Below are 24,676 nucleotides of genomic sequence, written 5' to 3' on the forward strand. Positions count from 1 at the left end.
AGGAGAGAAGAGAATGTCTAAAGCAGATATCGGATTGATTGGTTTGGCGGTAATGGGCGAGAACCTCGTCCTCAACATGGAAAGCAAGGGTTTCACGGTGGCGGTGTTCAACCGGACGGTGGAAAAGGTCGATAAGTTTGTTTCCGGCCGCGGCGCGGGCAAAAACTTCATCGGTTGCCACAGCATCGAAGAGCTCTGCGCCAGCCTGGAGACGCCCCGTAAGTTGATGATGCTCGTCAAGGCCGGCGATGCCGTCGATGCATTCATCGAGCAGGTGATTCCCCACCTCGAAGAGGGCGACATCATCATCGACGGCGGAAACTCGCACTTCCCCGACACGATCCGCCGCACCGAGTATGTCGAAAGCAAAGGCCTGCTCTACATCGGCACCGGTGTCTCCGGCGGCGAAGAGGGGGCGTTGCTCGGCCCGTCGATCATGCCCGGCGGTTCCGCCAAGGCGTGGGAATCGGTTAAGCCGATCTTCCAGAAAATCTCCGCCCAGACCGATGCCGGCGAACCCTGCTGCGAATGGGTGGGCAACGACGGCGCCGGCCACTTCGTCAAGATGGTGCACAACGGCATCGAATACGGCGACATGCAGATGATCTGCGAAACCTACCAGATGATGAAGGAAGGCCTCGGCCTCTCCAACGAGGAGATGCACCAGGTGTTCACCGAATGGAACGAGTCCGAACTCGATTCCTATCTCATCGAAATCACCCGCGATATCCTTGGCTACAAGACCGAGGACGGCGAGGCGGTCATCGACCAGATCCTCGACACCGCCGGCCAAAAGGGCACCGGCAAATGGACGGCGGTTTCCGCACTCGATTGCGGCCAGCCGCTCACGCTGATCGGTGAGGCCGTGTTTGCGCGCTGCCTCTCGGCGCTCAAGGACGAACGCGTGGCCGCTTCCAAGGTTTTGAGTGGCCCCGAGGTTGCGTTCGATGGCGACAAAACCGCGCTGGTTGCGGATCTGAAACAGGCGCTCTACGCCTCGAAGATCGTTTCCTACGCCCAGGGCTACCAGCTCATGCGTGCCGCGGCGGAGGAATACAACTGGACGCTCAACAACGGTGAGATTGCGCTGATGTGGCGCGGCGGCTGCATCATCCGCTCGGTCTTCCTGGGCAAGATCAAGGAGGCGTTCGACACCAATCCGGATCTCGTCAACCTGCTGCTCGACCCGTTCTTCAAGGACGCGGTTGAAAATGCGCAGGCCGCCTGGCGCCGCGTCATCATGAAGTCGGTTGAACTCGGCATCCCGATGCCGGCCATCGGTGCGGCACTGGCCTATTTCGATGGCTACCGCTCCGCGCGCCTCCCGGCCAACCTGCTGCAGGCGCAGCGCGACTATTTCGGCGCGCACACCTACGAGCGTCTGGATAAGCCGCGCGGCGAATTCTTCCACACCAACTGGACCGGCCGCGGCGGCGACACCGCCGCTTCCACCTACATCGCGTAGGATCGAACCACTAATCGACACTAATCTTCACTAATTCCTTCAGAACAGGATTAGTGTCGATTAGTGAAGATTAGTGGTTAAAACATTTTGAGGATATGCCTGATGATTAGTTCTTTTGGAGAGAACGTTTCAATCCAGTCCGACGAGTTGCGCGGGCTGGTTTCCGAATGCTTGGAAAAGGCGGGGGAGCTGAAGAAGGTTTTGCTTCTTCCGCCCGACCATACCCGCCTCAATTCGATGGCGGGGCCGATCACCGCCATGGTGTATGAGCGGCTCGTGGGCGAAGGGGTTGAGGTGGACATCCTGCCGACGCTCGGCACCCATAACCCGATGACCGAAGCGCAGCTGCGCATGATGTTCGGCGATGATATTCCGTTGGATGCGTTTAAGGTACACGACTGGCGAAACGAGGTCGTCCGCAAGGGGCTCGTCGAAGGCGAAATGCTCTCCGAGCTTTCGGGCGGGAAGGTGGACTACACCGTCGGTGTCGAGGTCAACCGGATGCTGTTCGCTGGCTACGACCTGATTCTCTCCATCGGCCAGGTGGTGCCGCACGAGGTGGTCGGCATGGCCAACTACACCAAGAACATCGTGGTCGGCGCGGGCGGTTCGGACATCATCAACAAATCGCATTTCCTCGGCGCGGTGGCGGGCATTGAAAACATTCTTGGCCAAACCGATTCCCCGGTGCGCCGCCTGTTCAACCATGCGGTCGAAACCTACCTTTCCGAGCTGCCGATCACCTACATGCTGACGGTGATGGAGCAGGATTATGCCACTCGCGAAATGCACATGCGCGGCTTCTATGCCGGCGACGATGTCTCCGTTTTCGAGGAGGCCTGCAAGCTGGCGCGCGCGGTGAACATTACGCTGCTCGACCGCGAGCCGAAGAAGGTGGTGGTCTATCTCGATCCGCACGAGTTCCAAAGCACGTGGCTCGGCAACAAGGCGGTGTACCGCACGCGCATGGCGATTGCCGACGGGGGCGAGCTGATCGTGCTGGCCCCGGCGCTCAAGGAGTTCGGCGAGGATCCAACCATCGACAAGCTGATCCGCAAGTTTGGCTATTGCGGAACCCCCACCACGCTGAAACACGTTGAGGAAGACGAAGAACTCCGCAACAACCTCGGCGCCGCGGCGCACTTGATCCACGGCTCGTCGGAGGGGCGCTTCGGGATCACCTATTGCCCCGGCAAGGATCTCTCTTTGGACGAAGTCCGTTCCGTCGGTTTCAAGGCCGTTGCCTTCGACGAGATGGCCGCGCGCTACAATCCGGAAGAACTCAGGGACGGTTGGAACATGATGCCGGACGGCGAAGAGATCTTTTATATTTCCAACCCGGCACTCGGCCTGTGGGCCTATAAGGAAAAATTTTCATGAACCAAACCAATATTGGAATGATCGGCCTGGGCGTGATGGGTTCAAACCTCGCGCGCAACATGGTGTCGAAGGGATTCTCCGTTTCGTGCTACGACTGGGACGAGTCGCTGCGCCAGGGATTTGCTTCGAAGTTCACCGATGGTTTTGTGCATGCAGAGAGTCTGAAGGCCTTTGTCGGGTCGATTGAGCGCCCGCGCAAAATCATGATCATGATCAAGGCCGGCTCGCCGGTCGATTCGGTGCTGGGCGAGCTGGCGCCGCTGCTGGAGGAAGGCGACGTCGTGATCGATGGCGGAAACTCCCAGTGGGAAGACACGGAGCGGCGCATTGCGTTTTGCGAAGGACAGGGTTTGCTGTTTGTTGGTTGCGGGGTGTCCGGCGGCGAAGAGGGCGCGCTCAACGGGCCGGCGCTGATGCCTGGCGGTTCCGTTGGTGCGTGGGAACTGATCAAGCCGATCTTTGAAGCGATTGCCGCTCGCACCCGGAAGGGTGCGGTATGTGTCAACTGGATCGGCCAGGGTGGTTCCGGCCATTTCGTGAAAATGGTTCACAATGGCATCGAATACGGCGACATGCAGATGATCTGCGAAACCTATCAGGTAATGCGCGACGGACTCGGCATGTCTAACATGGCCATGTCGGAGGTCTTCGGCCGCTGGAACCGAGGAAAACTCGATTCCTACCTGATCGAAATTACCCGCGATATTCTGGCATATGAAGATGAAAACGGAGTCTGCCCCGTGGACTATATTCTCGATGCCGCGGGCCAGAAAGGAACCGGCAAGTGGACGCTGATTGCGGCGCTGGACGCCGGCGAGCCGTTACCGCTGATTGGCGAAGCGGTATTTGCACGCTGCCTCTCCGCGCTGAAGGCGGACCGCGAGGAAGCTTCAAAAATACTGATCGGGCCCAAAACCATCCTTGATGTGGCTCCCGAGGATTTTGTGATGGAGGTCAAGGAGGCGCTGTACGGGTCTAAAATCATTTCCTATGCGCAGGGGTTCCAGCTGATCCAGCAGGTCTCCATGGATCGCGGCTGGCAGATTGATCTTGCGGGGCTGGCTCAGCTCTGGCGGGGCGGCTGCATTATCCGCTCGACGCTGCTGCGTACCATCAAGGAAGCGTTCGAGCGTGATCCGGCGTTGTCGAACCTGCTGCTGGATCCGTTGATTTCCGAATCCGTGGGCGAAGCGCAGGTGCACTGGCGCGATGCCGTGGCCCGCATGACGCGCGTCGGAATTGCTTCGCCGGCGATGAGTTCTGCACTGTCGTACTACGACGGCTTCCGCACGGCACGCGGCTCGGCCAACCTGTTACAGGCACAACGCGACTATTTCGGCGCACACACCTACGAGCGCACCGACAAGCCGCGCGGTCAATTTTTCCACACCCAATGGTTTTAATGGACGAGGAGTTTCCCCAATGAAAAAATTCATGGATGCAGATTTTCTGCTGCACACGAAGACCGCGATCAAGCTCTACCACGAGCACGCGGAAAACATGCCAATCTACGACTACCACTGCCACCTGCCGCCGCAGGAGGTGGCCTGCGACAAGCAGTACGACAACATTGGCGAGTGCTGGCTCGGCGGCGACCACTACAAATGGCGCGGCATGCGCACCAACGGCGTCGCCGAAAAATACTGCACGGGCGATGCCTCCTGGCGCGAAAAGTTCCAGAAATGGGCGGAGACCGTTCCGCAAACCCTGCGCAACCCGCTCTACCATTGGACGCATCTGGAATTGCAACGCTATTTCGGCATCGATACGCTGCTGGGCCCGGCGACCGCCGAAGAAATCTACGAGGAGTGCTCCGCCAAGCTGCGCACGCCGGAATTCAGCGCCAAGAACCTCATGCGCACGATGAAGGTCAAGCTGGCCTGCACCACCGACGATCCCATCGACGATCTCGAGTGGCATAAGCAGATCGCCGCCGATGGCTTCGAGGCCAAGGTGCTGCCCACCTTCCGCCCCGACAGGGCCATGAACCTGTCGGATACCGCCGTGTGGAAAAACTATATCCAGCAACTCGAAGACGCATCCGAGCTCACGATCGTGAGCACGGATGCGCTGCTGGAGGCGGTTGACAAGCGGCATGCCTATTTCCATTCGGTCGGTTGCCGCCTTTCCGACCATGGCGTGGCCTATGTTCCGGATGCGCAGGCGGGGAGCGCCGAGCTGGAGTCGGTTTTCCGGCGGGCACTGGCCGGGGAGGCGATTGCACTGGAGGAGCGCGAAAAGTTCGAGGCGTGGTTCCTCTATGAAGTTGGCAAGATGAACCACCAGCGGGGATGGGCCCAGCAGTTCCACGTGGGCGTGTTCCGCAACAACAATAGTCGTTTGTTCAAGGCGCTGGGGCCGGACACGGGATTTGATTCGATTGCCGACTATCGCCAGGGTCCGGGGTTGATTCGTCTGCTGGACCGCCTGGATTCTTCGAACCAACTCGCGAAGACCGTTCTTTACAATATCCATCCGGGCGACAACGAGCTGATGGCCACGATGATCGGGAACTATCAGGACGGTTCCTGCCCCGGAAAGATGCAGTTCGGTTCCGGTTGGTGGTTCCTTGATCAGAAGGACGGCATGGAAAAGCAGATGAACGCGCTCTCGAACCTTGGTTTGCTCAGCCGCTTTGTCGGCATGCTTACGGACTCGCGAAGCTTCCTTTCCTACCCGCGCCACGAATATTTCCGCCGCATCCTATGCAACCTGATCGGCAACGATGTGGAGAACGGGGAGATCCCGGCCGACATGGAGCTGCTCGGCCAGATGGTGGAAAACATTTGCTACAACAACGCCGCCGAATATTTCGGCATTGATTTGTAGGGTCAGGGCTGGGGTTGCCGAACCTGGGTGTGGATGCGGTTGACGGTGGACTGCATGTTGTTGACCGAGTTGTCCAGCTTGGAGACGGCGCGCTGCATGGTTTCCACATCGGCCTCCATGGCATCGACCGAATAGCGGACGTCGTCGACCGACATGCGCATGCTGGCAACCTGGTGGTAGGTTGCGGCCTCGCTCATGGTCGTGCGTTGCTGGATGAGTGTGAGGGTGACCACGATCATCCAAAGCACAACCACGACGCTCTTCCAGTTTTCCTTCAGAAAGATCGAGGACTTGTCGATGTTGCTGGCAATCTTGTCTGCTAGGTGTGTAACGTTCATGCAACCTCCGCTAAATCCCCATGCACTCGCAAGTTGTGTGCCGATTATGGATTTTCCTGCTCCTGTTCCTCGAGAAAAGGAACTATATCCAGCCGGGAAGTGTTCGTTAAAGGAAAAATACGGAAGAATCGGTGCGGATTCGCTTTACGGGAGCTTCTTGTGGAAGCGGGCCCGGAGCTGTTCGCCCTTGCGGTGGACAAAGTCGGCGGTTTTGGGGAACCGGTGTTCAAGATAGGCCTTGAGGCGGCCGAACATCGGGATTTCATCGGCCAGCAACCAGACCCCGATCAGGATGGTGAGGATGCCTTGTCCGGGGGTGATGCACATCACCAGTCCGGCCACGATGCAGAACCAACCTGCCGCGTGTTTGAGCAGAAGCTTCGTGTGTCTGTTCCGGATCAGCCGTTTCATTGGGGGATGCCTCTTGGATAAAAGGAAACCACGGAAGTGGTGGATGTGCGACCTAGCCTTTGGGCTCCAAGTGCCGCACGTCCCCACCGGTTGCGCCAAAGGGGGGATGGCGCATCCCGGTGATTCCGTGGTTTGGTGTCATAGACCCTCAAGTTCTTCCCAGCGTTCAAAACTTTTTTCGAGTTCGTGCGGAATGGCCTCGGCGCGCTCGGTGGCGGCGGCGATTTCCTCCTTCGGCTTCTGGTAGAAGGCCGGGTCGGTCATGGCTTGCTGGAGTTCTTCCAGCTCGGCCTCCAGTTCCTCGATCCGTTTCGGCAGGTTCTTCAGTTCCTCCCGCTCCTTGTTGGAGAGTTTGCGGGTTGCTTTCTTTTTTTCGGATGGCTTTTGACTTTCGGCCTGCGACTTTTCGACCTGCGACCTTTGGGAGAGCCAATCGTCATAGCCTCCCGCGTATTCGCCGATTTTACCGTTGCCCTCGAACACCATGGTGCTGGTCACCACATTGTTCAGGAAGGAGCGGTCGTGGCTGACGAGCAGCAGCGTGCCCTCATAGTTGGCCAGCAGTTCCTCGAGCAGTTCGAGCGTCTCCACGTCGAGGTCGTTGGTGGGTTCGTCGAGCACCAGTACGTTCGAGGCCTTGGTGAACAGCTTGGCCAGCAACAGGCGGTTGCGTTCGCCGCCGGAGAGTACCTCGACCTTCTGGCGGGCGCGGTCGGGCGCGAACAGGAATTCCTGCAAATAGCCCAGCACGTGCTTCTTCACGCCGCCGATGTCGATCACGTCGTCGGCCGTGACGTTTTCGGCGACCGACTTGGAATCGTCCAGCGCGGCGCGGTGCTGGTCGAAGTAGGCCACCTGCAGTTTGGTTCCATGGTCGACCGTTCCGGTTTTGGGATGCAGGTCGCCCAGCAGGAGCTTGATCAGCGTCGACTTGCCGCAACCATTGGGGCCAATGATGCCGATCTTGTCGCCGCGCATGATTTCCACATCGAGGTCTTGAACGATCGGAAGCCCGCTGTAGTCGTAGGAGACATTCCCGGCGGTGATCACCTTGCGGCCGGAAACACCGGCCTCGACCACCTGCATGTTGACGGTGCCGGTGCGCTCGCGCCGCTGGCTGCGCTCGTTGCGCATCTGTTCCAGCGCCCGGACACGGCCCTCGTTGCGGGTGCGGCGCGCCTTGATGCCTTTGCGGATCCAGACCTCCTCCTGCGCCAGTTTCTTGTCGAACTGCGCCCACTGTTCGGCCTCGCCGTCGAGCAGGGCCTGCTTGCGCTTGAGATAGGTGTCGTAGTCGCACGCCCACGAATGCAGGTTGCCGCGGTCGAGTTCGAGGATGCGCGTGGCCAGCTTGCGCACGAACGAGCGGTCGTGCGTCACGAAAACCAGCGTGCCCTTGTAGCGTTGCAGAAAGTTTTCCAGCCACTGGATCGATTCGATGTCGAGGTGGTTGGTCGGCTCGTCCAGCACCAGGATGTCCGGTTCGCACACCAGGGCCTGCGCCAGCAGCGCGCGGCGTTTCTGGCCTCCGGAGAGTTCGTTGAACTTGAGGTGGTTTTCCAGCGAGACCAGCGAGACCGCCTTATCGACGGCCTGGTGCGAAACATAGTCGTCGTGCGGGTCCTCCAGCCCCTGGAAGGCGAGATCTTCGACCGTGAGCGAAATGTTGCCCGGCACGTTTTGCCGCAGCCGCCGCACCTTCAAGCCGGGCAGGCGGATGATTTCGCCCGCGTCGGGTTCAATGTCGCCGTTGACGATTTTCAGCAACGTCGATTTGCCTTCGCCGTTGCGGCCGACCAGGCAGATGCGTTCGCCGCGCTCGATCTGCAACGTTGCGTCGTTGAGCAGCGGCGCCGCGCCGAATGCCTTGTGGATATTCTGTAAACTCAATAGTGCCATGTTTCGTCCCAACTAAATCGAAGCGCGCAGTATCCAGATTTTGCCCAAGTTGGAAAGGAAGAAAGTTTGTAGTTCCGCCTTTAGGCGGCTCTGCTGTATAAGTGGCTCATGGCCATCGAGAAATACAGGTTGCCGTTGCTGGATGTGGAGGGCGTGCTGCCGATCCTCAACAAGATTGCGGTTCTGGGCGGATTGGACGACGCCCAGCTCTACACGGTTTTCCGCATGCTGGAAACCGAGCACTACAACAAGGGCGAGTTCATCTTCCGGCAGGGCGATGCCCCGAGCCATATCCGCATTGTCCGTTCGGGGAAGGTGCGGATGGTGGAAAACGTGGACGGCACCGCGATGGAACTGTGCGAGTTCGGCCCCGGGGACTGTTTCGGCGAGACCTCGGTGATTGCGATCCACACGCACACGGCGAGCGCCTTGGCCGTCGAAGAGACGGAACTGCTGGTGATTCCGCGGGAAAAACTGTTTGCCTTGTACGACTCAGACCCCAAACTGTTTGGAATGTTGGCGCTCAACATTGCGCGCGAGGCGTGCCGGCGCCTCAACAAGACCGAGGATATCATGCTGCACTATGCGCTGGGTAGAAAGTCTGAAAACGGTTGGAAGCAAAATGATTGAATGCAAAATGTTGAACATTCGATGCGTTAAGGCCGTTCAACATTTTGCATTGAATGATTTTGCCAAAATAATGGATAGGTAGAGAGGTAGGACATGAAAATTCGTTTGCTGTTTGGTTTGCTGTTGGTTTGCGCGGGTGCTGTTTTCGCCTCGCCGAAGTCCATATTGCTGGTGGCGGGCAAGCCGAGCCACGGGGCGGGGGAGCACGAATTCCCTTCCAGTTGCGATGTGCTCGCCAAGGCGCTGAACGAATCCGGGCTGAACCTGAAGGCGACCGTTCACTACGAATCATGGCCGGACAGCGATAAACTGGCCAAGGTCGATGCGGTGGTGGTCTACTGCGACGGCAACAAGGATCATTTGTTGCTGGGCAAGGAGTCAGAGCTGCTGGCGCTCTCCAACCGCGGGATTGGTATTGTGTTCCTGCACTATGCCCTCGACGGCATGCCCGGCTTGCTCGACGAAACGATCTTGAAAGTGGTCGGTGGCTATTACGTGGACAAGGTCTCGCAGAATCCGCTCTGGACCATGAAGAACCCGGTTATCGTGAAGCATCCGGTTACGCGGGGCGTGAAGCCGTTCGAGCTGAAGGAGGAGTGGTACTACAACCTCCGGTTCGGGGATGTGAAACCGCTCTTCCAGGCCGTGCCGCCGGAAGAGGAGCAGGCGCATACGCTGGCCTGGGTGTATGGAGAAAATGTCTTTGGTTTCACCGGAGGCCATTTCCACAGTAGCTGGGGCCAGCCCGACTACCGCAGGCTCATCCTCAACGCCATCGTCTGGTCGGTCGGGCTCGAAGTGCCGGAGGACGGGGTTGTGTCGGCCGACCCGATCGTCGTGAAAAACGAAACCATCCTGCATGCCATCGCCAAAGGCGATCCGGTCGATACACTCAACCATTTGCTGCTCGGTGCGGACGTGAACGAAAAAAACAAGCAGGGCTGGACTCCGCTCCACTTTGCATCGGTGCGCGGCAAGACCGAATGCGCCGAGGTTTTGATTGCCAAGGGGGCGGAGCTTAATCCGCGGACCGGCACCGAAAAAACGCCATTGCATTTTGCGGCCGAACGCGGGTTCCTCGATCTGGCGAGGGTGTTGGTCGAGGCCGGCGCCGACCTTGCCGCCAAGGACGACGAAGGCTGGAGCCCGCTCCACTATGCCGCCGAAAAGGACAAGGTCGATGTCGCCGCCTATTTCATCGAACAGGGCGCCGAGGTCGATGCGATCAGCCGCCGGGGCGGGACGCCGTTGCACGAGGCCTCAGCCTCCGCCAGCCCAGCCATGATCAACCTCCTGCTCAACAGCGGCGCCGACAAATCCATCCAGGCCACCAACGGGAAAACCCCGCTCGACTACGCGATCGAACTCGGCAACGAGCCGGCGGCGGCGTTGCTGAACTAGATGAAGCCCCGCCTCATTCGCCACCCCAATGGCAACACAGGCGGAGCCTCGCGCTCCAGTCAGAGCTTCATTGGCGGTGCGGGCTCGGTGTTGTCCTTGGCCAGGGGGACGGTTGTTTCCTGCGCTGGCTTTAGCCAGGCGTTGCGGAACGCCTCCTTTTCGCAGAGGCCGGTGCCGATCTCGCGCGCGATGGTGGAGATGAGCCTCATCTTCTTCTTGAAATAGCGCTTCGTGACCCCGATCCGGCGGGCCGAAAAGCGCGTCAGCCAGTTGTGCGGGTAGGCGTGGGTGGTCACCGAGTAGACGATGCCGGCGGGGGCGGCATCGACCACCTGGAGGTGGATGACGACATCGTAGTCGCCGAAAAACCGTTTGCCGGAGGCCCAGACGATATAGTCGAAGGAGTGTGGGTCGGTCTGCTTGCGGTAGAGTTCGGCAAGGTTCGTCCGCTGCTGTTTTTCGTTGGTGTAGTGGAATGTGCCGTCCCCGTTTTCGATGATGGGAAATTCGACCTTGCCATCGCCGGAGACGGACTGCGCGAATTCTTCCTGTACCGCCTGCACCAGTTCGCTTTGCTCCAGCACGCGGCATGCGGTTTGGAAATCGATCGGCAGCAGCTCGCTGGTGCCTAGCCGGATGCAGTTCTTGGCAAGCACGGCCTTCGCTGCGCGATCATCCAACAGGTCGGCCGCACCGATTCCGAAGGAACCCGCCGCGACCATCAGCGCCAATAGGTGTAACACAAACCGTTTCATGGGAACGCGCATTAGACGGGAAACCGGTGGGGTCGTTCAATGCGGAAGTGGGCAAATAATGGGCGGGAGATTCTGCAAGCCTCTCTTTTCATACCTGCGCAGGTGGGCAAGCACACGAAGCGTCGGATATGCAATATGTAAATCATATTGACATATTGCATTATATGAGTTTTGTTTCGTTCCATGATTAAAAGGCGTTTAGGAGAAAAGTTGCTGGAGTGGGCGGGGCAGTATCCGGTTGTTACGGTGACAGGGCCGCGTCAGTCGGGTAAGACGACGCTATGCCGGGCGTTGTTTGGGGATAAACCCTATCTTTCATTGGAGGATTTGGATAATCGCGAGTATGCTCGCCATGATCCGCGCGGTTTTTTGAGCGAGATTCCTGATGGGGCGGTTCTGGATGAAATCCAATATGCGCCGGGATTGCTTTCCTATATCCAGACCCTTGTGGATGAGAAAGGCCGCCCGGGGTTGTTTGTGCTCACGGGATCGCGCCAATTTGAAATGATGGAACCCGTTGCGCAGTCGCTGGCGGGTCGCACTGCAATCGCCCGGTTGCTGCCTTTTTCGTATGGCGAACTCTATGGAACAAAGGATGCGGTCTCGGTGAATGAAATGCTCTATGCCGGTTTTTATCCGCGTATTCATGATAAGGGCTTGAATCCGACGGAAGCCCTTTCGTTTTATCTCTCAACCTATGTTGAGCGGGATGTTCGCCAGATTCTGGCCGTCAGCGATTTGGCTCGTTTTGAAACGTTCCTTCAGCTGTGCGCCGGGCGAACCGGGCAATTGTTGAACATGCAGTCGATTGGTGGAGAGTGCGGGGTAACACATAATACCATCAAGAGTTGGCTGTCTGTTCTGGAGGTGAGCGGAATCATTAAGCTTCTTCGGCCATGGCATGCCAATATTGGGAAGCGGCTAATTAAGAGTCCGAAGCTCTATTTCATGGATACGGGATTGGCTTGCTTCCTTTTGGGGATTCAGCAACCGGAGCATTTGAAGGGGCATCCGCTGCGGGGAGAGTTGTTTGAAACCTTTGTGGTTGCCGAGGCGTATAAGCAGCATGTCCATGCCGGTTTGACTGAGCGTTTGTGGTTTTATCGCGACAGCAATGGAAATGAAGTGGATTTGCTGGCAGGAAGCGAAGCGGGCTTGCGGGCATGGGAGATTAAATCGGCCATGACTGTTTCGACTGACTTTTTCAAAGGTCTGAACCTGTTGGAGAAACACTCCTCGGCCATCCAGTCCAAATCATTGGTCTACTGCGGCGACCGGAAAATGCAACGCACCGGTATTGATGTTGTGCCCTGGAATCAACTTGCGGACATATTCATCCAATAGCGCGGAGCCAATTGGGGGCGCGGAGACCTACCACTGCTCGATCAGGTCGTCGAGCATGAACTTCGCAATCTCGGCGGCGGCGCCGGGCAGGGCATCGCGCTTGGAGGAGGTGAGGTCGTCCTGGAAGTTGAAGGTGGCTTCGCCGTAGGTGCTCGAGGTTGCGATGGTTTCGCCGGTTTTCGTGCTCCTGAGCTTGGCGGTTCCGGTGACGCGCAGCCGGTAGATGTCGGGGGTGGTGCGCAGCTCCGACTGGTAGGCGATCGGGCTTGCCCGGTATCCGGTGAGGCTGATTTCCATAACGGCATCGGCGTTTTCGGGGTCGTTGACCAGTTTCATGCGGCCGTCGAACTGGATGCGCTCGCGCATGGCGCGGGTGACCTGCAGCTCGATGGCGGGTTCGGTGGTGCGGTTGAGGACGGGGGCCATGGCCACCGTTTCGATCCCCTCCGGGCTTCCGCCCCCCAGCCGGTAGCCCATGCAGCCGGCCAGCAGGAGGAGGGCCACCATTCCGTTCAGTAGATAGAGTCTTTTCTTCATATGCAGCGTCCAATCAAGGCGCGAAACTTTCCCAGAAAAATCGAAATTGTCAAAGCTTGATTCCCCAAGCCCGCCTGCTTACTGTGATTCCTCGCTTTTCAAACCCCAACGAGAGGAAACAATGAAAAAGGTACTGATACCGACCAAGCTCGACGCCGTCGCCCGCGAAACCCTCAACGCCAATGGAAGCTATGAAGTCGTCCAGGACGATTCGCAGGAGCTCGCGACCCTTGCCTCCCAGCATTCAGATACCTATGCCCTGATTGTCCGCTCCGAAAAGGTAACGGCGGAGATCATCGATGCAATGCCCACGCTCAAGGTCATCATCCGTGCCGGCGCCGGCTATAACACCATCGATATCAAGCATGCCCGCTCCAAGGGCGTGGATGTCATGAATACCCCCGGCGCCAACGCCAATGCCGTGGCCGAAGAGGTGGTTGCCCTCATGCTGGCCGACGCCCGCCACGTGGTGGCGGCCGATGCCTCGACCCGCGCCGGAAAGTGGGAAAAGAAAAACTTCATGGGCAAGGAAGTCACCGGCAAGACCATCGGCATTGTCGGTTTCGGCGCCATCGGCCAGCTGGTGGCCAAGCGCCTCTCCGGCTTCGATGTCAAGATCCTGGCCTACGATCCCTTCCTGTCCGACGAGCGCGCCCGCGACCTCGGTGCCGAATCCGTCGAGCTGACCGATATTTTCGCCAAGTGCGACTATGTTTCGCTCCACATGCCCGAAAACGACGACACCCGCGGCATCATCAACAAGTCGCTCATCGCCCGCATGAAAAACGGCGCCACCATCATCAACTGCGCCCGCGCCGGCATCTTGAACGAAAACGACCTCCGCGAGCTGAAGGCGGACAAGGGCCTGCGTTTCCTCAACGACGTTTATCCGAAGGACGAAGCCGCCGACCAAACCGTCACCGACATCGCCGACATCATGCTGCCGCACCTCGGCGCCAGCACCGTGGAGGCCAACTTCAACGCCGCGAAGCGTTCCGCCACCCAGCTCATTGGCTACGACGAAAAGGGCATCGCCTCCTACGTCGTCAACCGCGATGTGCCGATGGGCCTCGACCGCGCCTACTCCGAGCTCGCCTATGCGCTGGCGCACACCTGCCGCGGCATCGCCGGCGGAAACAAGCAGATGAAGCTCATCGAAACCAGCTTCTACGGCGACCTCGCCCGCTTCGGCGACTGGTTGCTTGTGCAGATCGTGGCCGCGCTTTCCGACGATTTCGACCGGACCCAGGGCTACGACGCCGCGCTCGAATACCTGAAGGAGATGGGCGTGGAATATTTCAACCGCGAAACCGACACCTCCAAGGGCTACGGCAACGCCATCACGGTCGATGTCACCACGTCCGTCGATGCGGCGCACTTCAAGCGCGTCAGCGTCCGCGGCACCGTCGCCGAAGGCAACATGATGATTTCGCGCATCAACGATTTCGACAAGCTCTATTTCGAGCCGTCCGGAACCGCCGTGCTCTTCATCTATAAGGACCGTCCGGGCGTCATCGGCCAGATCGGCCACACCCTCGCCGAAGCCGGAATCAACATCGACGACATGCGCAACCCGCACGACCCGTCGGGCGTGGATTCCCTCGCACTGATGCGCATCACCGGCAAGGCCGACTGCGACGTGGTCGAAAAAATCGCCCAGCAGATCGAAGCGCTCCACGCCTCCTGCATCAGCTACTAGGCAACGGCCTGGGAATGGGAAAGGCTCCAATGGCTGAACAACGGGAACGTCCGAGGCTGTTGGAGCTTTTTTGCGTCTTTGGCCGGATCAGCGCCATCACGATTGGCGGGGGCTATGTGATGTTTCCGCTGATGAAGAGCGAGGTGGTCGATTCGAAGGGGTGGGCCACCGACGAGGAGATGGTCGATTATTATGCCCTCGGCCAATCCATCCCCGGCATCATCGCCATGAACACCGCGACGCTGGTGGGGTATCGCAAGCGCGGGATGTTGGGCGCCCTCTTTGCGGCGGCGGGCATGGCCGCGCCTTCCTTGGGGGTGATTCTGGTCGTGGCGGCGTTCCTGACCCCGTATTTCGACCACCCCTGGGTACAGAAGGCCTTCGCGGGCATCCGCGCCGCCGTGGTCGCCATGATCGTGATGGCCGTCTGGCAGGTGGGCCGAAAGTCGGTGAATTCCATTTCCAAGGGAGTCATTGCCCTCGGTTCCTTCCTCGCGATTGTCGGTCTGCACATCCATCCCGTGCTCATGATCGTGGCCGCCGGGTGTCTGGGCGCGATTCTTTTTCGCAAGGAGGTCGGGGCGTGAGCATTCTGTTCGAGCTCTTCTATTCCTTCTTCACCATCGGCTGCTTTGCCTTTGGCGGTGGATACGCGATTCTTTCCTTCCTGCAGCAGGAGGTGGAGCGGCGCGGTTGGATGACCACCGAGCGGTTCGTCGATTTCATTGCGATTTCGCAAAGCACGCCGGGGCCGATTGCGCTCAACATGGCCACGTTTGTTGGATATGAGACCGGCGGGATTCCCGGGGCCCTCTGTGCAACGGTTGCGGTCTCGATGCCCGGAATGATCATGATGACCCTCTTCGCGCTCTTCTTTTTCCACTTCTACGAACGCCCGGCCACGCAGGCGGTGTTCCGGGGGTTGCGTCCGGCGGTGGTGGGGTTGGTTGCGGCGGCGGCCTGGCAGATCGGGCGGGTGGCGGTGGTCAACCCGGTGGCGCTCGCCATCACGGCGGTCAGCATTCTGCTCATCGCCAAGTGGAAAATCAGTCCGGTGCTGCTCGTTATTGGCTCGGCGATCGCCGGGATTCTCTTTTTCTAAGCATCAGGTCGGCATCGGCAGCCGCCACCAGGTTCGCGGAGGGGAGGGCGGCGATGCCGGTGGTGACGGTGGGGTATTTTTGTTTGGCGATCACCCGTTGGGCGAAGCGTTCCGCGTTTTCGCGGCCGGTTTCCGGAAGGATGACGGCGAATTCGTCGCCGCCGTAGCGGCAGACAATATCCGCCGCCCGGGTGGTTGCTTGCAGGATCTTGCCGAAGTGTTTAAGCGCCGAGTCGCCGGCCTCGTGCCCGTTTCGGTCGTTGATCTGCTTGAAGTGGTCGATATCGAACAGGACGAGGCTGAGCTTGCGGTCGTAGCGGTTGGCCGCGGCGATGTGGTCGGCGAGGGTTTCCTCGAAATAGCGGCGGTTGTGGAGCCCGGTCAGCCAATCGCGCGTGGCTTGTTCGCTCAGCGAGAGCAGGGCGAGCCACAGGGGCAGGCTGGTCGGGATATCGCTCATCACGGATGGAAAAAGAGTTTGGCGTACACGTAGGCAATGGATTCGTTGATGACTTTCCGTACCCCTAGGCTATAGGTGTACCAGGAGTCCGGTTCGTAGCCCGTGTCCTCCAGGCAGGTTATGCCGATGTTGTAGCCTGGGCCCAGCGCCTTCTGGAAAAGCAGGCGGCTGCGGCGGCCGTGGGGGCCGGTGGTGACCAGGTGGAGGTCGGTCTCTTCTATGTTATAGGCCATGATCGCCTCGCGAAGGGCGATGGCGGAGAGGTAGGTGCGGTCTTTCTTTTCCAAATCCGCCGTTGCGGTGATTATTTTTTCGTCCGGCAGGCCGAGTTTGCGAAGCCGGGCGGCCGTCATTTCGGAGTAGGATTTGAACTGCTGGATGTAGCTACCGGTCTCGATCGGCACCCCCGTGCAGACGATTTTCGAGTAGTTTCCGGCCTTGAACAGGAGGACTGCTTCATCGAGCGCGAAATCGTGGATCCAGCCTTCGACGACCATAACCCCTTCGTGCGGCGGTTCTTCCGGCGCGAGGAAACTATAGATGTTCGCGGTGAAGCCGAAAAACAGCGCAACGAATGCGATTGCAATCAGTAAATTTCCAAGCCATGTTGGCCTGCGTGTGGGTTCCACCTTGGTTAGTGCGACTTTCATGGTGGACTTGTAGCACGGAACCGGGGTTTGGAAAAACCAGAAACTTCTTGCGCACAGGGGTTGACACGCCCCCCCGTCTTATATAACTTCCCCCACCTTGTGTTTTTACCGAACCGAGCTAGAGGACTATTTAATGAAAACTTTTATGCCCAAAGAGGCTGACATCAAACGTGAGTGGCTGGTTGTTGATGCAACCGATAAGCCTGCCGGCCGTCTGGCCGTTGTAATTGCCGACGCACTGCGCGGTCGTGATAAGCCAACCTACACGCCGCACGTCGATACCGGCGCATTCGTTGTTGTGGTCAACTGCGAGAAGATCAAGCTGACCGGAAACAAAGAAGATAAAAAAATCTACCAGGACTATTCCGGCTATTCCAGCGGTCGTACCGAAACAACGGCCCGGGAAATCCGTGAAAAGAATCCGGAGCGTATCATCGTGCAGGCCGTCAAGGGCATGCTGCCGACCAACCGCCAGTCGCGCCAGACGATGACGCGCCTGAAGGTATACGCCGGCGCCGAGCACCCGCATGCCGCGCAGCAGGTCAAGGAACTGGCCCTTAACTTCTAAGCAGGATAAATCATCATGGCAAAAGATAGTTTGACTCTCGCAGCAACCGGCCGTCGCAAGACCTCCGTTGCCCGTGTACGCATGACCGAAGGTTCCGGAACGATCACCGTGAACGGCCTCGAGTCCGACGCATATTTCAACACCGCCCTCCAGCAGGAACTGCTCAAGAAGCCGTTCGAGGCCGCTGGCGTGGTTGGTAAATACGACATCATCGCCTCCGTGAGTGGCGGCGGAAAGTCCGGACAGTGCGGCGCCGTGGTTCACGCCGCCGCCCGTGCCCTCGCCGGTTCCGACGACGAGCTGAAAGATGTTCTGAAAAAAGCAGGCTTCCTTACCCGGGATGCCCGCATGAAGGAACGTAAGAAGCCGGGTCAGCCGGGTGCGCGCAAACGCTTCCAGTTCTCCAAGCGTTAATCGATTGGAACTGCAAGTTGCAGAAGCCTCCCGGAGCCGGGAGGCTTTTTTTGTATAAAGCTCGTAGTCCCGCCTTCAGGCGGTCATTCCGCAAAGACCGCCTGAAGGCGGGACGACAAACCTTTTCCTTCCAATCCTTTTTGCTTCTCTCTAAACTTTTGCCTCATTTCCAAACATAGGGTGTTCAAATGTATTCAGAAATCCACATGCCGAAAGGCTTCAAGTGCGCCGGGGTTTCCGCCGGAATCAAACCATCGGGGGTGAAGGATATGGCGTTGATCCTTTCGGAGTTCCCCGCCACGTCCGCCGGCGTATTCACGACCAACCAGGTTTGCGCTGCGCCGGTGAAGGTGTGCCGGGCGCATTTGCAGCACGGCATCGCCCGGGCCATCGTCATGAACAGCGGGATCGCCAATGCCTGCACCGGCGCCGAAGGCATCGTGGCCGCCAAGGATATGGCCGCCGAAGCCGCCAAGGTGATCGGCTGCGAGCCGCAGGAAATCTTCGTCTGTTCCACCGGCAAGATCGGCCCCCAGCTCCCTCTGGGCAAAATCATCCCCGGCATCCAAACCCTGTTCGATTCCGCATTGGGCGAGAACGTCAACGATTGCGCCCATGCGATGATGACCACCGACACGCGGCCGAAGGTGTCGGTGGCCGAGCTTCAGATCGAGGGCAAGCCGGTCAAAATCGTCGGTTTTGCCAAAGGAGCCGGCATGATCGAGCCCAACATGGCCACCATGCTCTCCTATATCACCACCGATGCCGCCGTCGAACAGCACGCCCTGCAGGCCGCACTCAAGAGGGCGGTCGACCAAAGCTTCAACCGGATCTCGATCGATGGCGACCAAAGCACCAACGATACCGTGCTGGCGCTGGCCAACGGCGCCTCCGATACCCGTCCGCTGAACGAAACCTCCCACGACTGGGGTGCATTCGAGCAGGCGATGGAGAAGGTTTGCTTCGAGTTGGCCATGATGATCGTGCACGATGGCGAGGGTGCGGATAAATTCGTGACGGTGGGCGTCCGGGGGGCGGCCTCGGCCGCCGATGCCGAGCTGGCCGCACGGGCGGTCGCCAATTCCATGCTCAACAAGACCGCATGGGCCGGAACGTATCCCGACTGGGGGCGGATCATGGATTCGATCGGCTACTCCAAGGCCAAGGTGGTCGAGGAGCGGGTCGACATCTTCTACGACGACACGCAGGCCGTGGCCGCCGGTTGCCGGTCCGCGGTTGCGCAAGAGGACTTGATTAAGGTGGTTTCCCAAACCGATTTTGCTATAAACATCAATCTGCACCTTGGGGAAGGGGAGGCTGTGGTCTATACCTGCAACTGCACCGAGGAGTATGTGCGGATTAATTATTAGGTCCTGTTGGCAGGCACCTAGGGAGAGAGTGGTTCATGGATAAGTTTATTGAAAAGGCCGCCGCGCTGACCGAAGCGCTGCCGTTCATCCAGCAGTTCCGGGGCGAGACCGTGGTCGTCAAGTTTGGCGGGAGCATCATGGAGAGCGAGGAAGGCTATAGCCGGATCATGCAGGATATCGCCTTCATGGAATGTGTTGGCCTGCGCCCCGTGGTGGTGCATGGCGGGGGCAAGGCCATCTCCCGGGCGATGAAGGAAGGCAGTATTGCCCCGAATTTTGTGCAGGGCCTGCGCGTGACCGATGCGGCAACGATCCAGGTGGTGGAAAAAGTATTGAACCGCGAGGTAAACCCGCACCTCGTCGGAATCATCCAGCAATACCACGGCAAGGCGCGCGGCATCCATGGCGAAGACATTATCCGGGTGGAGAAGATGGTTGGAACGGATCCGGACACCAACGAAACACTCGACTGGGGCTATGTCGGCAAGGTGAACTATGTGGACGTCGAGCCAATCCAGGCCTATCTCCGGTCGGACATTGTTCCGGTCATCACGCCGTTGGGCAAAGGGGCGGATGGCCACCTTTACAATATCAATGCCGATGATGCCGCCACCGCAATCGCCTGCGCGCTCGGGGCCCGCAAGTTGGTCTTCCTGACCGACGTGCCGGGCCTGCTGCGCGATCCGGAGGATAAATCAACGCTGATTTCCTCGCTTCATTTGAGTGAAATCGATGCGCTGATCGACCGCGGCGTCATTGCCGGCGGCATGTTGCCGAAAATCAAGGGCATGGTCGGCGCGGTGAAGTCCGGCATCAAAAAGGCCCACATCATCGATGCCTCGATGCCGCACTCTTTGCTGCTCGAGCTGTTCACCTCTGAGGGTGTGGGAACGGAAATCACGGAATAAAAGATCGGTCTGATCAGCCGGATAGGGCCGATCAAAGGGGAATAAAAATGAAAACCGAAGAAATTGCACAGCTGCAAAAAGAACACCTCATGCCGACCTACGCGCCGGGCATCGCCTTGGTGGAAGGTTCCGGGACATCCGTTTGGGATGCCGAAGGGAAGGAATATCTCGACTTCGTGTCGGGCATCGCCGTCACCAATATTGGCCATTGCCATCCGAAGATGGTGCATGCGGTTCAGGATCAGGTTGAAACGCTCGTGCATGTTTCCAACCTCTACTACAACGAGAAACAACCCGTGCTGGCCAAATCGTTGGCGGAGCACTCCGGCCTGCCGGGCGCCAAATGCTTTTTCTGCAACTCGGGCGCCGAGGCCAACGAGGGGCTGATCAAACTCGCCAGGCTCTGGGGCAGCAAACACGGCAAATATGAAATCGTCACCATGCGGCAGTCGTTCCATGGCCGGACGCTCGCCACGCTGACCGCCACCGGGCAGGACAAGGTGCAGATTGGCTTCGGCCCGTTGCCGGAAGGCTTTGTTTATGCCAACTTCAACGATATCCAGTCGATCGAGGATGCCATCGGCTCCAAAACCGCCGCGGTCTTGGTCGAGGCGCTGCAGGGGGAAGGCGGGGTGATCCCCTCCGAGCCGGAGTTCCTTCCCGCGTTGCGGAAGCTTTGCGATGAAAAGGGCATCCTGTTGCTGTGCGACGAAGTGCAGTGCGGCATGGGCCGGACAGGCAAATGGTTCGGGTTCCAGAACTACGATGTGGTCCCGGACGCCTTTTCGTTGGCCAAGGGTCTCGGCAACGGGTTCCCGATCGGCGCGATCGTGGCGGGCGAAACGCTTTCCGACATTTTCCAGCCCGGCCACCATGCCACGACGTTCGGCGGTACGCCGCTCGCCTGTTCGGCGGCCCAGGCGGTCATCGATGTTATCGAGGAGGAGGAGCTCCTCGCCAATACGATGATCATGGGGGCCTATTTTGTGGAAGGCCTTTGCGAGATTGCGATGAAGCACAAGAAGTGGATTGCCGGGGTGCGGGGTTTGGGGCTGCTGCTCGGCTTGGTGCTGGATGTTCCGGCGGCGCCGTTGCAGAAAAAATTGCAGGAAAAGGGCATGCTTGCGCTGGCAACGGCCGGTAATGTCATACGCTTGTTGCCGCCGCTGACGGTCTCGCAGGAGGAAATCGACAAGGCGCTCAAGCTCATCGGCGAAGCCTGCGTCGAACTGCACGACGAAATGGCGGCGCAATCGCCCAACCCCTGCCAGTGCGGCATGGGGGAGTGAACGAGGTGGGGCAATGAGAAGGTTAATGGTTGCAGAGGAGCATGCGGAATATCGCACTCGCAGCGGATAGCCGGAACGGTTTCGTTACATTCGAATAGGTTAAAAAAAACGGTGGCGCGGATGGCTGCCAGATAGTTAAAGGAGAAAAGAAAAAATGGCATATGATCTGACAGGAAAAATCAAACTCATCCAGGACGCGCAGACGTTCGGCAGCGGCTTCACCAAGCGCGAAATGGTGGTTACCGTCGAGGACGGGAAATATCCGCAGGAAATCAACCTGGAGTTTGTCCAGGACAAGGTGAGCCTGCTCGACACCGTGCAGGTGGGCCAGGAAGTCACGGTCACGTTCGATATCCGCGGACGCGAATACAACGGGCGCTATTTCAACAACCTCCAGGGCTGGAAAATCCAGGCCGGCGAAGGGGCCGCCCCCGCCGCCGACAAGCCGCCGGTTTCCGATAAGGATGTCCCGGCCGACTTCGATGAATACGAAGACGATATCCCGTTTTAATCAATAATGAAACAGGACGAGCTAGCCCAGTTGGTCGATGAATTCGGCCGAACTGCGGACTCGGTATTCGAACTCGGGGCAATGCTCGGATTTCTCGAAGAGCGCACCGCAAAAAAGGTTGATGAAAAAGAGGTCTTCGACCTTGCCGCGTCTTCGATCTATCTCTTTGAGTCGTGGGCCGGCCTGATGTCCGCGAAGTTTATTCCGCGCCGCCGGTTTTTCCAGGGCGCGGAATTCCGCATCACCCCGTTGAAGGAGGAGGTCGAAGGCGGCTTCCTCTTTCCAGGGCATCGCTTCATGCCGTTCATCTGCCGGGATATCTTTCCCGCCGACGCCTGGCTGTTGCAGGCCGATGGTTCCGCGCCCCACGTCAAGCGCATCGATTTCCCGATGCCGCTGGCCATGAATGCGCTTTGTTTCTTCGGGCGGGAGGGTGCCCTCGGCTACCTCGCTTCCGACGAACCCGGTAACGCCGGGCAGTCGGAGGCGGTTTCGGTTTCGGTTTTCGACCTGCGAGATTTCTACCTCGAAAACCATTTCAAGCCCGGCGACTCCATCATGGTCAAGGTGCTCGACTGGCTGCAGGGGGTCTTTTCCATCGCGCATGCCCCGGCGGAGGATAGCCTGGCGGATACCCGCGACTGGACGCGTGCGATGCGCGGGGCATATGAACGCATGCAGGCCGAGCTGGGGGCCGAGGGCGACTGCTACGAACAATTCGCCATCATGATGTTGCTCGGCGCGGAGGACGGCCGCTACCCGCTCATGAAGCAACCTCCGCTGTCCCTTGCCGCCTTTTTCAACCTCCAGCAGGATATCGTCGTCAAGCCGCTGGCCGACCGCGCCGTACTCTGCGCCGCTGATGCCGAGCCGGAAGAAAAGGCCCTGTTGGACTTTTTTGATCTGGATGACGATGGGGTCGAACCAAGCATGCTCGACGGCTATTTCAAGGAGCTCGGGCTGTCCCTCTCCGAAGGCGACGCCGAGGCCTACATGCGCGATGCCCTGTTCCATGGAGAGAACAATCCGGACAAGGTGCTGGATCGGGTCACGGCAGGGCGTGCCCTGTTTTTCAAGTCGGCGGACGACCAGGATATGTTCCACGACCTGTGGCTGGAGCTTTGGGAGGATGTGGAGCTGCTTTACTCCGAAACGGACGACCCCTTTGCCGAAACCCGCTCGCAGTTGCTCTCGATCAACGATAAATGCTTTGCGGTTGTTCGCGAGCTCGACAAGCGCGGTGCGCTCGGCGAGGTGCTGAAAAATCCAGTCTTCCTCCGGTTCGGCCAACTTACGGCGTCCATGTCGGCCATGCTGGTCTTGCTGAATTGCGTTGGCGAGGTGCAAACGGTATCGCGGAAGCAGCTCGACGAGATGATGGGGGCGGTTGTTCCAGCGCTCGAATCGTTGATCGAGCAGTTGTCGAAAAGCTAAATCGGGATTGATTGGCGGCGGCAATACGGGTAGAAAACCCGTTTCCGCGCATTGGAACCCAAGAAAGGAATTTAATCATGAAAGTTGTACTCGCCTATTCGGGTGGTCTCGATACCACCGTGCTGCTCACCTGGTTGCAGGAAAAATACGACGCCGAAGTCATCTGCTACTGCTCCAACGTCGGGCAGGAAGAGGAACTCGACGGCCTTGAACAAAAGGCGCTCAAGCACGGCGCGGTCAAGTGCTACGTCGACGACGTGCAGGAGGAATTCGCCGCCGACTACATCTATCCCATCATGCAGGCCAACGCCATCTACGAAGGCACCTACCTGCTCGGCACCTCCATCGCCCGCCCGCTCATCGCCAAGCGCATGATCGATATCGCCAACGCCGAAGGCGCCGAAGCCATCTGCCACGGCGCCACTGGCAAAGGCAACGACCAGGTTCGCTTCGAACTCACCGCCTACGCGCTCAAGCCCGACATCAAGGTCATCGCCCCATGGCGCATGCCCGCGGACTTCCCCTTCGAAGGCCGCTCCGACATGATCAAATATCTCGAGGAAAAAGGCATTCCCACCACCGTCTCCGCCTCCAAGCCCTATTCAATGGATCGCAACATGCTGCACATCAGCTTCGAGGGCGGCATCCTCGAGGATCCGTGGAACGAGCCCGATGAAAACATGTGGTGCATGACCAAACCTCTGTCCCAAGCCGCCGACACCCCCGAAACCATCGAAGTCAGCTTCGAAAAAGGTATTCCGGTTGCCGTCAATGGCGAAACGCTCAGCCCGGCCGCGCTGCTCAAAAAACTCAACGCCATCGGTTGCGAGCATGGCGTCGGCCGCATCGACATCGTCGAAAACCGCTTCACCGGCATGAAGGACCGCGGCGTCTATGAAACGCCCGGCGGCACCATTTTGCACCATGCGCACCGTGCACTCGAATCCATCTGCATGGACCGCGAAACCATGCACCTGCGCGATGGCTTCATCCCTAAATATGCCGAGCTCGTCTACAACGGGTTCTGGTTCGCCCCCGAGCGCGAAATGCTCCAGGCGGCTATCACCAAGAGCCAGGAAACCGTCACCGGCGATGTCCGCGTGAAGCTCTTCAAGGGTGGAGTCCACGTCTGCGGCCGCCGTTCGCCCTATTCGCTTTATTCGCCGAAGCTCGTCAGCTTCGACGAAGCCGGCGGATACGACCAGTCCGACGCCACCGGCTTCATCAAGCTCAACGCCCTGCGCCTCCGCGTTTTGGCCACGATGAAAAACGGGTAGGGGGG

General features: G+C 58.9%; 25 protein-coding genes. 18 read left to right on the plus strand and 7 right to left on the minus strand.

Going from position 1 to position 24,676, the window contains the following annotated elements; all coding sequences use genetic code 11:
• Positions 1-13 precede the first annotated feature (13 nt).
• The 4 genes from gnd (E9954_RS17440) to uxaC all read left to right on the plus strand — a co-directional run bounded on the left by gnd (E9954_RS17440) (position 14) and on the right by uxaC (position 5,674).
• Entirely contained in the window at positions 14-1,465 is a 1,452-nt protein-coding gene (gene gnd / locus E9954_RS17440; RefSeq protein WP_136080575.1) for a decarboxylating NADP(+)-dependent phosphogluconate dehydrogenase, read from the plus strand.
• 102 nt (positions 1,466-1,567) lie between these two features.
• Entirely contained in the window at positions 1,568-2,845 is a 1,278-nt protein-coding gene (locus E9954_RS17445) for a lactate racemase domain-containing protein (protein WP_136080576.1), read from the plus strand.
• Positions 2,842-4,248: a decarboxylating NADP(+)-dependent phosphogluconate dehydrogenase gene (gene gnd / locus E9954_RS17450; RefSeq protein WP_136080577.1), complete on the plus strand. Its 1,407-nt coding sequence runs from the start codon at positions 2,842-2,844 to the stop codon at positions 4,246-4,248. The genes E9954_RS17445 and gnd (E9954_RS17450) overlap by 4 nt, the downstream gene beginning before the upstream one ends.
• Positions 4,249-4,267: 19 nt before the next feature.
• On the plus strand, positions 4,268-5,674 hold the full coding sequence (gene uxaC / locus E9954_RS17455) for a glucuronate isomerase (protein WP_136080578.1): 1,407 nt from the start codon (positions 4,268-4,270) through the stop codon (positions 5,672-5,674).
• 2 nt (positions 5,675-5,676) lie between these two features.
• Here the strand turns inward: uxaC and E9954_RS17460 are convergent, their stop codons facing one another.
• The 3 genes from E9954_RS17460 to E9954_RS17470 form a co-directional block, all read right to left on the minus strand.
• On the minus strand, positions 5,677-6,012 hold the full coding sequence (locus tag E9954_RS17460) for a hypothetical protein (RefSeq protein WP_136080579.1): 336 nt from the start codon (positions 6,010-6,012) through the stop codon (positions 5,677-5,679).
• Positions 6,013-6,156: 144 nt separating this feature from the next.
• Positions 6,157-6,423 carry a PGPGW domain-containing protein gene (locus E9954_RS17465; protein ID WP_136080580.1) on the minus strand — a complete coding sequence of 89 codons (267 nt, stop codon included), beginning with the start codon at positions 6,421-6,423 and terminating at the stop codon, positions 6,157-6,159.
• Positions 6,424-6,561: 138 nt separating this feature from the next.
• Positions 6,562-8,322, minus strand: coding sequence for an ATP-binding cassette domain-containing protein (locus tag E9954_RS17470; protein WP_136080581.1), 1,761 nt, complete (start codon positions 8,320-8,322; stop codon positions 6,562-6,564).
• Positions 8,323-8,430: 108 nt separating this feature from the next.
• On the opposite strand from E9954_RS17470, the gene E9954_RS17475 reads away from it, so the two are divergent.
• Together E9954_RS17475 and E9954_RS17480 are read left to right on the plus strand one after the other, a co-directional pair.
• Positions 8,431-8,952 (plus strand): Crp/Fnr family transcriptional regulator, encoded by a 522-nt coding sequence (locus E9954_RS17475; RefSeq protein ID WP_136080582.1) that lies wholly within the window; start codon positions 8,431-8,433, stop codon positions 8,950-8,952.
• 93 nt (positions 8,953-9,045) lie between these two features.
• Complete coding sequence (locus E9954_RS17480; protein ID WP_136080583.1) at positions 9,046-10,353, plus strand: ankyrin repeat domain-containing protein; 1,308 nt, start codon at positions 9,046-9,048, stop codon at positions 10,351-10,353.
• A gap of 59 nt (positions 10,354-10,412) precedes the next feature.
• Here E9954_RS17480 and E9954_RS17485 read toward each other — a convergent pair whose 3' ends face one another.
• Positions 10,413-11,096 carry a hypothetical protein gene (locus E9954_RS17485; RefSeq protein ID WP_168442362.1) on the minus strand — a complete coding sequence of 228 codons (684 nt, stop codon included), beginning with the start codon at positions 11,094-11,096 and terminating at the stop codon, positions 10,413-10,415.
• Positions 11,097-11,291: 195 nt separating this feature from the next.
• Here E9954_RS17485 and E9954_RS17490 point away from each other — a divergent pair, with 195 nt between their 5' ends.
• On the plus strand, positions 11,292-12,452 hold the full coding sequence (locus tag E9954_RS17490; protein WP_136080585.1) for an ATP-binding protein: 1,161 nt from the start codon (positions 11,292-11,294) through the stop codon (positions 12,450-12,452).
• Positions 12,453-12,479: 27 nt separating this feature from the next.
• Here the strand turns inward: E9954_RS17490 and lptE are convergent, their stop codons facing one another.
• A complete protein-coding gene (gene lptE, locus E9954_RS17495) occupies positions 12,480-12,989 on the minus strand; it encodes an LPS assembly lipoprotein LptE (RefSeq protein ID WP_136080586.1) in 510 nt (169 codons plus the stop codon).
• Positions 12,990-13,110: 121 nt separating this feature from the next.
• Between lptE and E9954_RS17500 the strand changes: the two genes are divergently transcribed.
• From E9954_RS17500 to E9954_RS17510, 3 genes are read left to right on the plus strand one after another with little or no spacing between them, the layout of a single operon-like run.
• A complete protein-coding gene (locus E9954_RS17500; protein WP_136080587.1) occupies positions 13,111-14,688 on the plus strand; it encodes an NAD(P)-dependent oxidoreductase in 1,578 nt (525 codons plus the stop codon).
• A gap of 29 nt (positions 14,689-14,717) precedes the next feature.
• The gene (locus tag E9954_RS17505) at positions 14,718-15,275 is read left to right on the plus strand and encodes a chromate transporter (protein ID WP_168442363.1); all 558 of its coding nucleotides are present in this window, start codon (positions 14,718-14,720) and stop codon (positions 15,273-15,275) included.
• A complete protein-coding gene (locus tag E9954_RS17510) occupies positions 15,272-15,790 on the plus strand; it encodes a chromate transporter (protein WP_168442364.1) in 519 nt (172 codons plus the stop codon). Before E9954_RS17505 ends, E9954_RS17510 begins: the two co-directional genes overlap by 4 nt.
• On the opposite strand, the gene E9954_RS17515 is transcribed toward E9954_RS17510, so the two are convergent.
• Positions 15,753-16,250 (minus strand): GGDEF domain-containing protein, encoded by a 498-nt coding sequence (locus E9954_RS17515; RefSeq protein WP_136080590.1) that lies wholly within the window; start codon positions 16,248-16,250, stop codon positions 15,753-15,755. The two genes, E9954_RS17510 and E9954_RS17515, sit on opposite strands and share 38 nt — an antisense overlap.
• A complete protein-coding gene (locus E9954_RS17520; protein WP_136080591.1) occupies positions 16,250-16,900 on the minus strand; it encodes a YdcF family protein in 651 nt (216 codons plus the stop codon). The genes E9954_RS17515 and E9954_RS17520 overlap by 1 nt, the downstream gene beginning before the upstream one ends.
• Before the next feature lie 133 nt (positions 16,901-17,033).
• On the opposite strand from E9954_RS17520, the gene rplM reads away from it, so the two are divergent.
• The 8 genes from rplM to E9954_RS17560 all read left to right on the plus strand — a co-directional run bounded on the left by rplM (position 17,034) and on the right by E9954_RS17560 (position 24,671).
• A complete protein-coding gene (gene rplM, locus E9954_RS17525) occupies positions 17,034-17,468 on the plus strand; it encodes a 50S ribosomal protein L13 (protein WP_136080592.1) in 435 nt (144 codons plus the stop codon).
• A 15-nt stretch (positions 17,469-17,483) separates the two neighbouring features.
• A complete protein-coding gene (rpsI, locus tag E9954_RS17530; protein ID WP_136080593.1) occupies positions 17,484-17,882 on the plus strand; it encodes a 30S ribosomal protein S9 in 399 nt (132 codons plus the stop codon).
• A 188-nt stretch (positions 17,883-18,070) separates the two neighbouring features.
• Positions 18,071-19,252, plus strand: coding sequence for a bifunctional glutamate N-acetyltransferase/amino-acid acetyltransferase ArgJ (gene argJ, locus E9954_RS17535; RefSeq protein WP_136080594.1), 1,182 nt, complete (start codon positions 18,071-18,073; stop codon positions 19,250-19,252).
• A 35-nt stretch (positions 19,253-19,287) separates the two neighbouring features.
• On the plus strand, positions 19,288-20,160 hold the full coding sequence (gene argB / locus E9954_RS17540) for an acetylglutamate kinase (RefSeq protein WP_136080595.1): 873 nt from the start codon (positions 19,288-19,290) through the stop codon (positions 20,158-20,160).
• Between the two features lie 47 nt (positions 20,161-20,207).
• Positions 20,208-21,449: an aspartate aminotransferase family protein gene (locus tag E9954_RS17545; protein WP_136080596.1), complete on the plus strand. Its 1,242-nt coding sequence runs from the start codon at positions 20,208-20,210 to the stop codon at positions 21,447-21,449.
• A gap of 154 nt (positions 21,450-21,603) precedes the next feature.
• Positions 21,604-21,960, plus strand: a complete 357-nt coding sequence (locus E9954_RS17550) for a DUF3127 domain-containing protein (protein ID WP_136080597.1) — start codon at positions 21,604-21,606, stop codon at positions 21,958-21,960.
• Positions 21,961-21,966: 6 nt separating this feature from the next.
• Positions 21,967-23,394 carry a hypothetical protein gene (locus E9954_RS17555; RefSeq protein ID WP_136080598.1) on the plus strand — a complete coding sequence of 476 codons (1,428 nt, stop codon included), beginning with the start codon at positions 21,967-21,969 and terminating at the stop codon, positions 23,392-23,394.
• 77 nt (positions 23,395-23,471) lie between these two features.
• Positions 23,472-24,671 carry an argininosuccinate synthase gene (locus E9954_RS17560; RefSeq protein WP_136080599.1) on the plus strand — a complete coding sequence of 400 codons (1,200 nt, stop codon included), beginning with the start codon at positions 23,472-23,474 and terminating at the stop codon, positions 24,669-24,671.
• Positions 24,672-24,676: the final 5 nt, after the last annotated feature.

Source organism: Pontiella desulfatans (assembly GCF_900890425.1).
In the GTDB taxonomy this organism is placed as follows: domain Bacteria; phylum Verrucomicrobiota; class Kiritimatiellia; order Kiritimatiellales; family Pontiellaceae; genus Pontiella; species Pontiella desulfatans.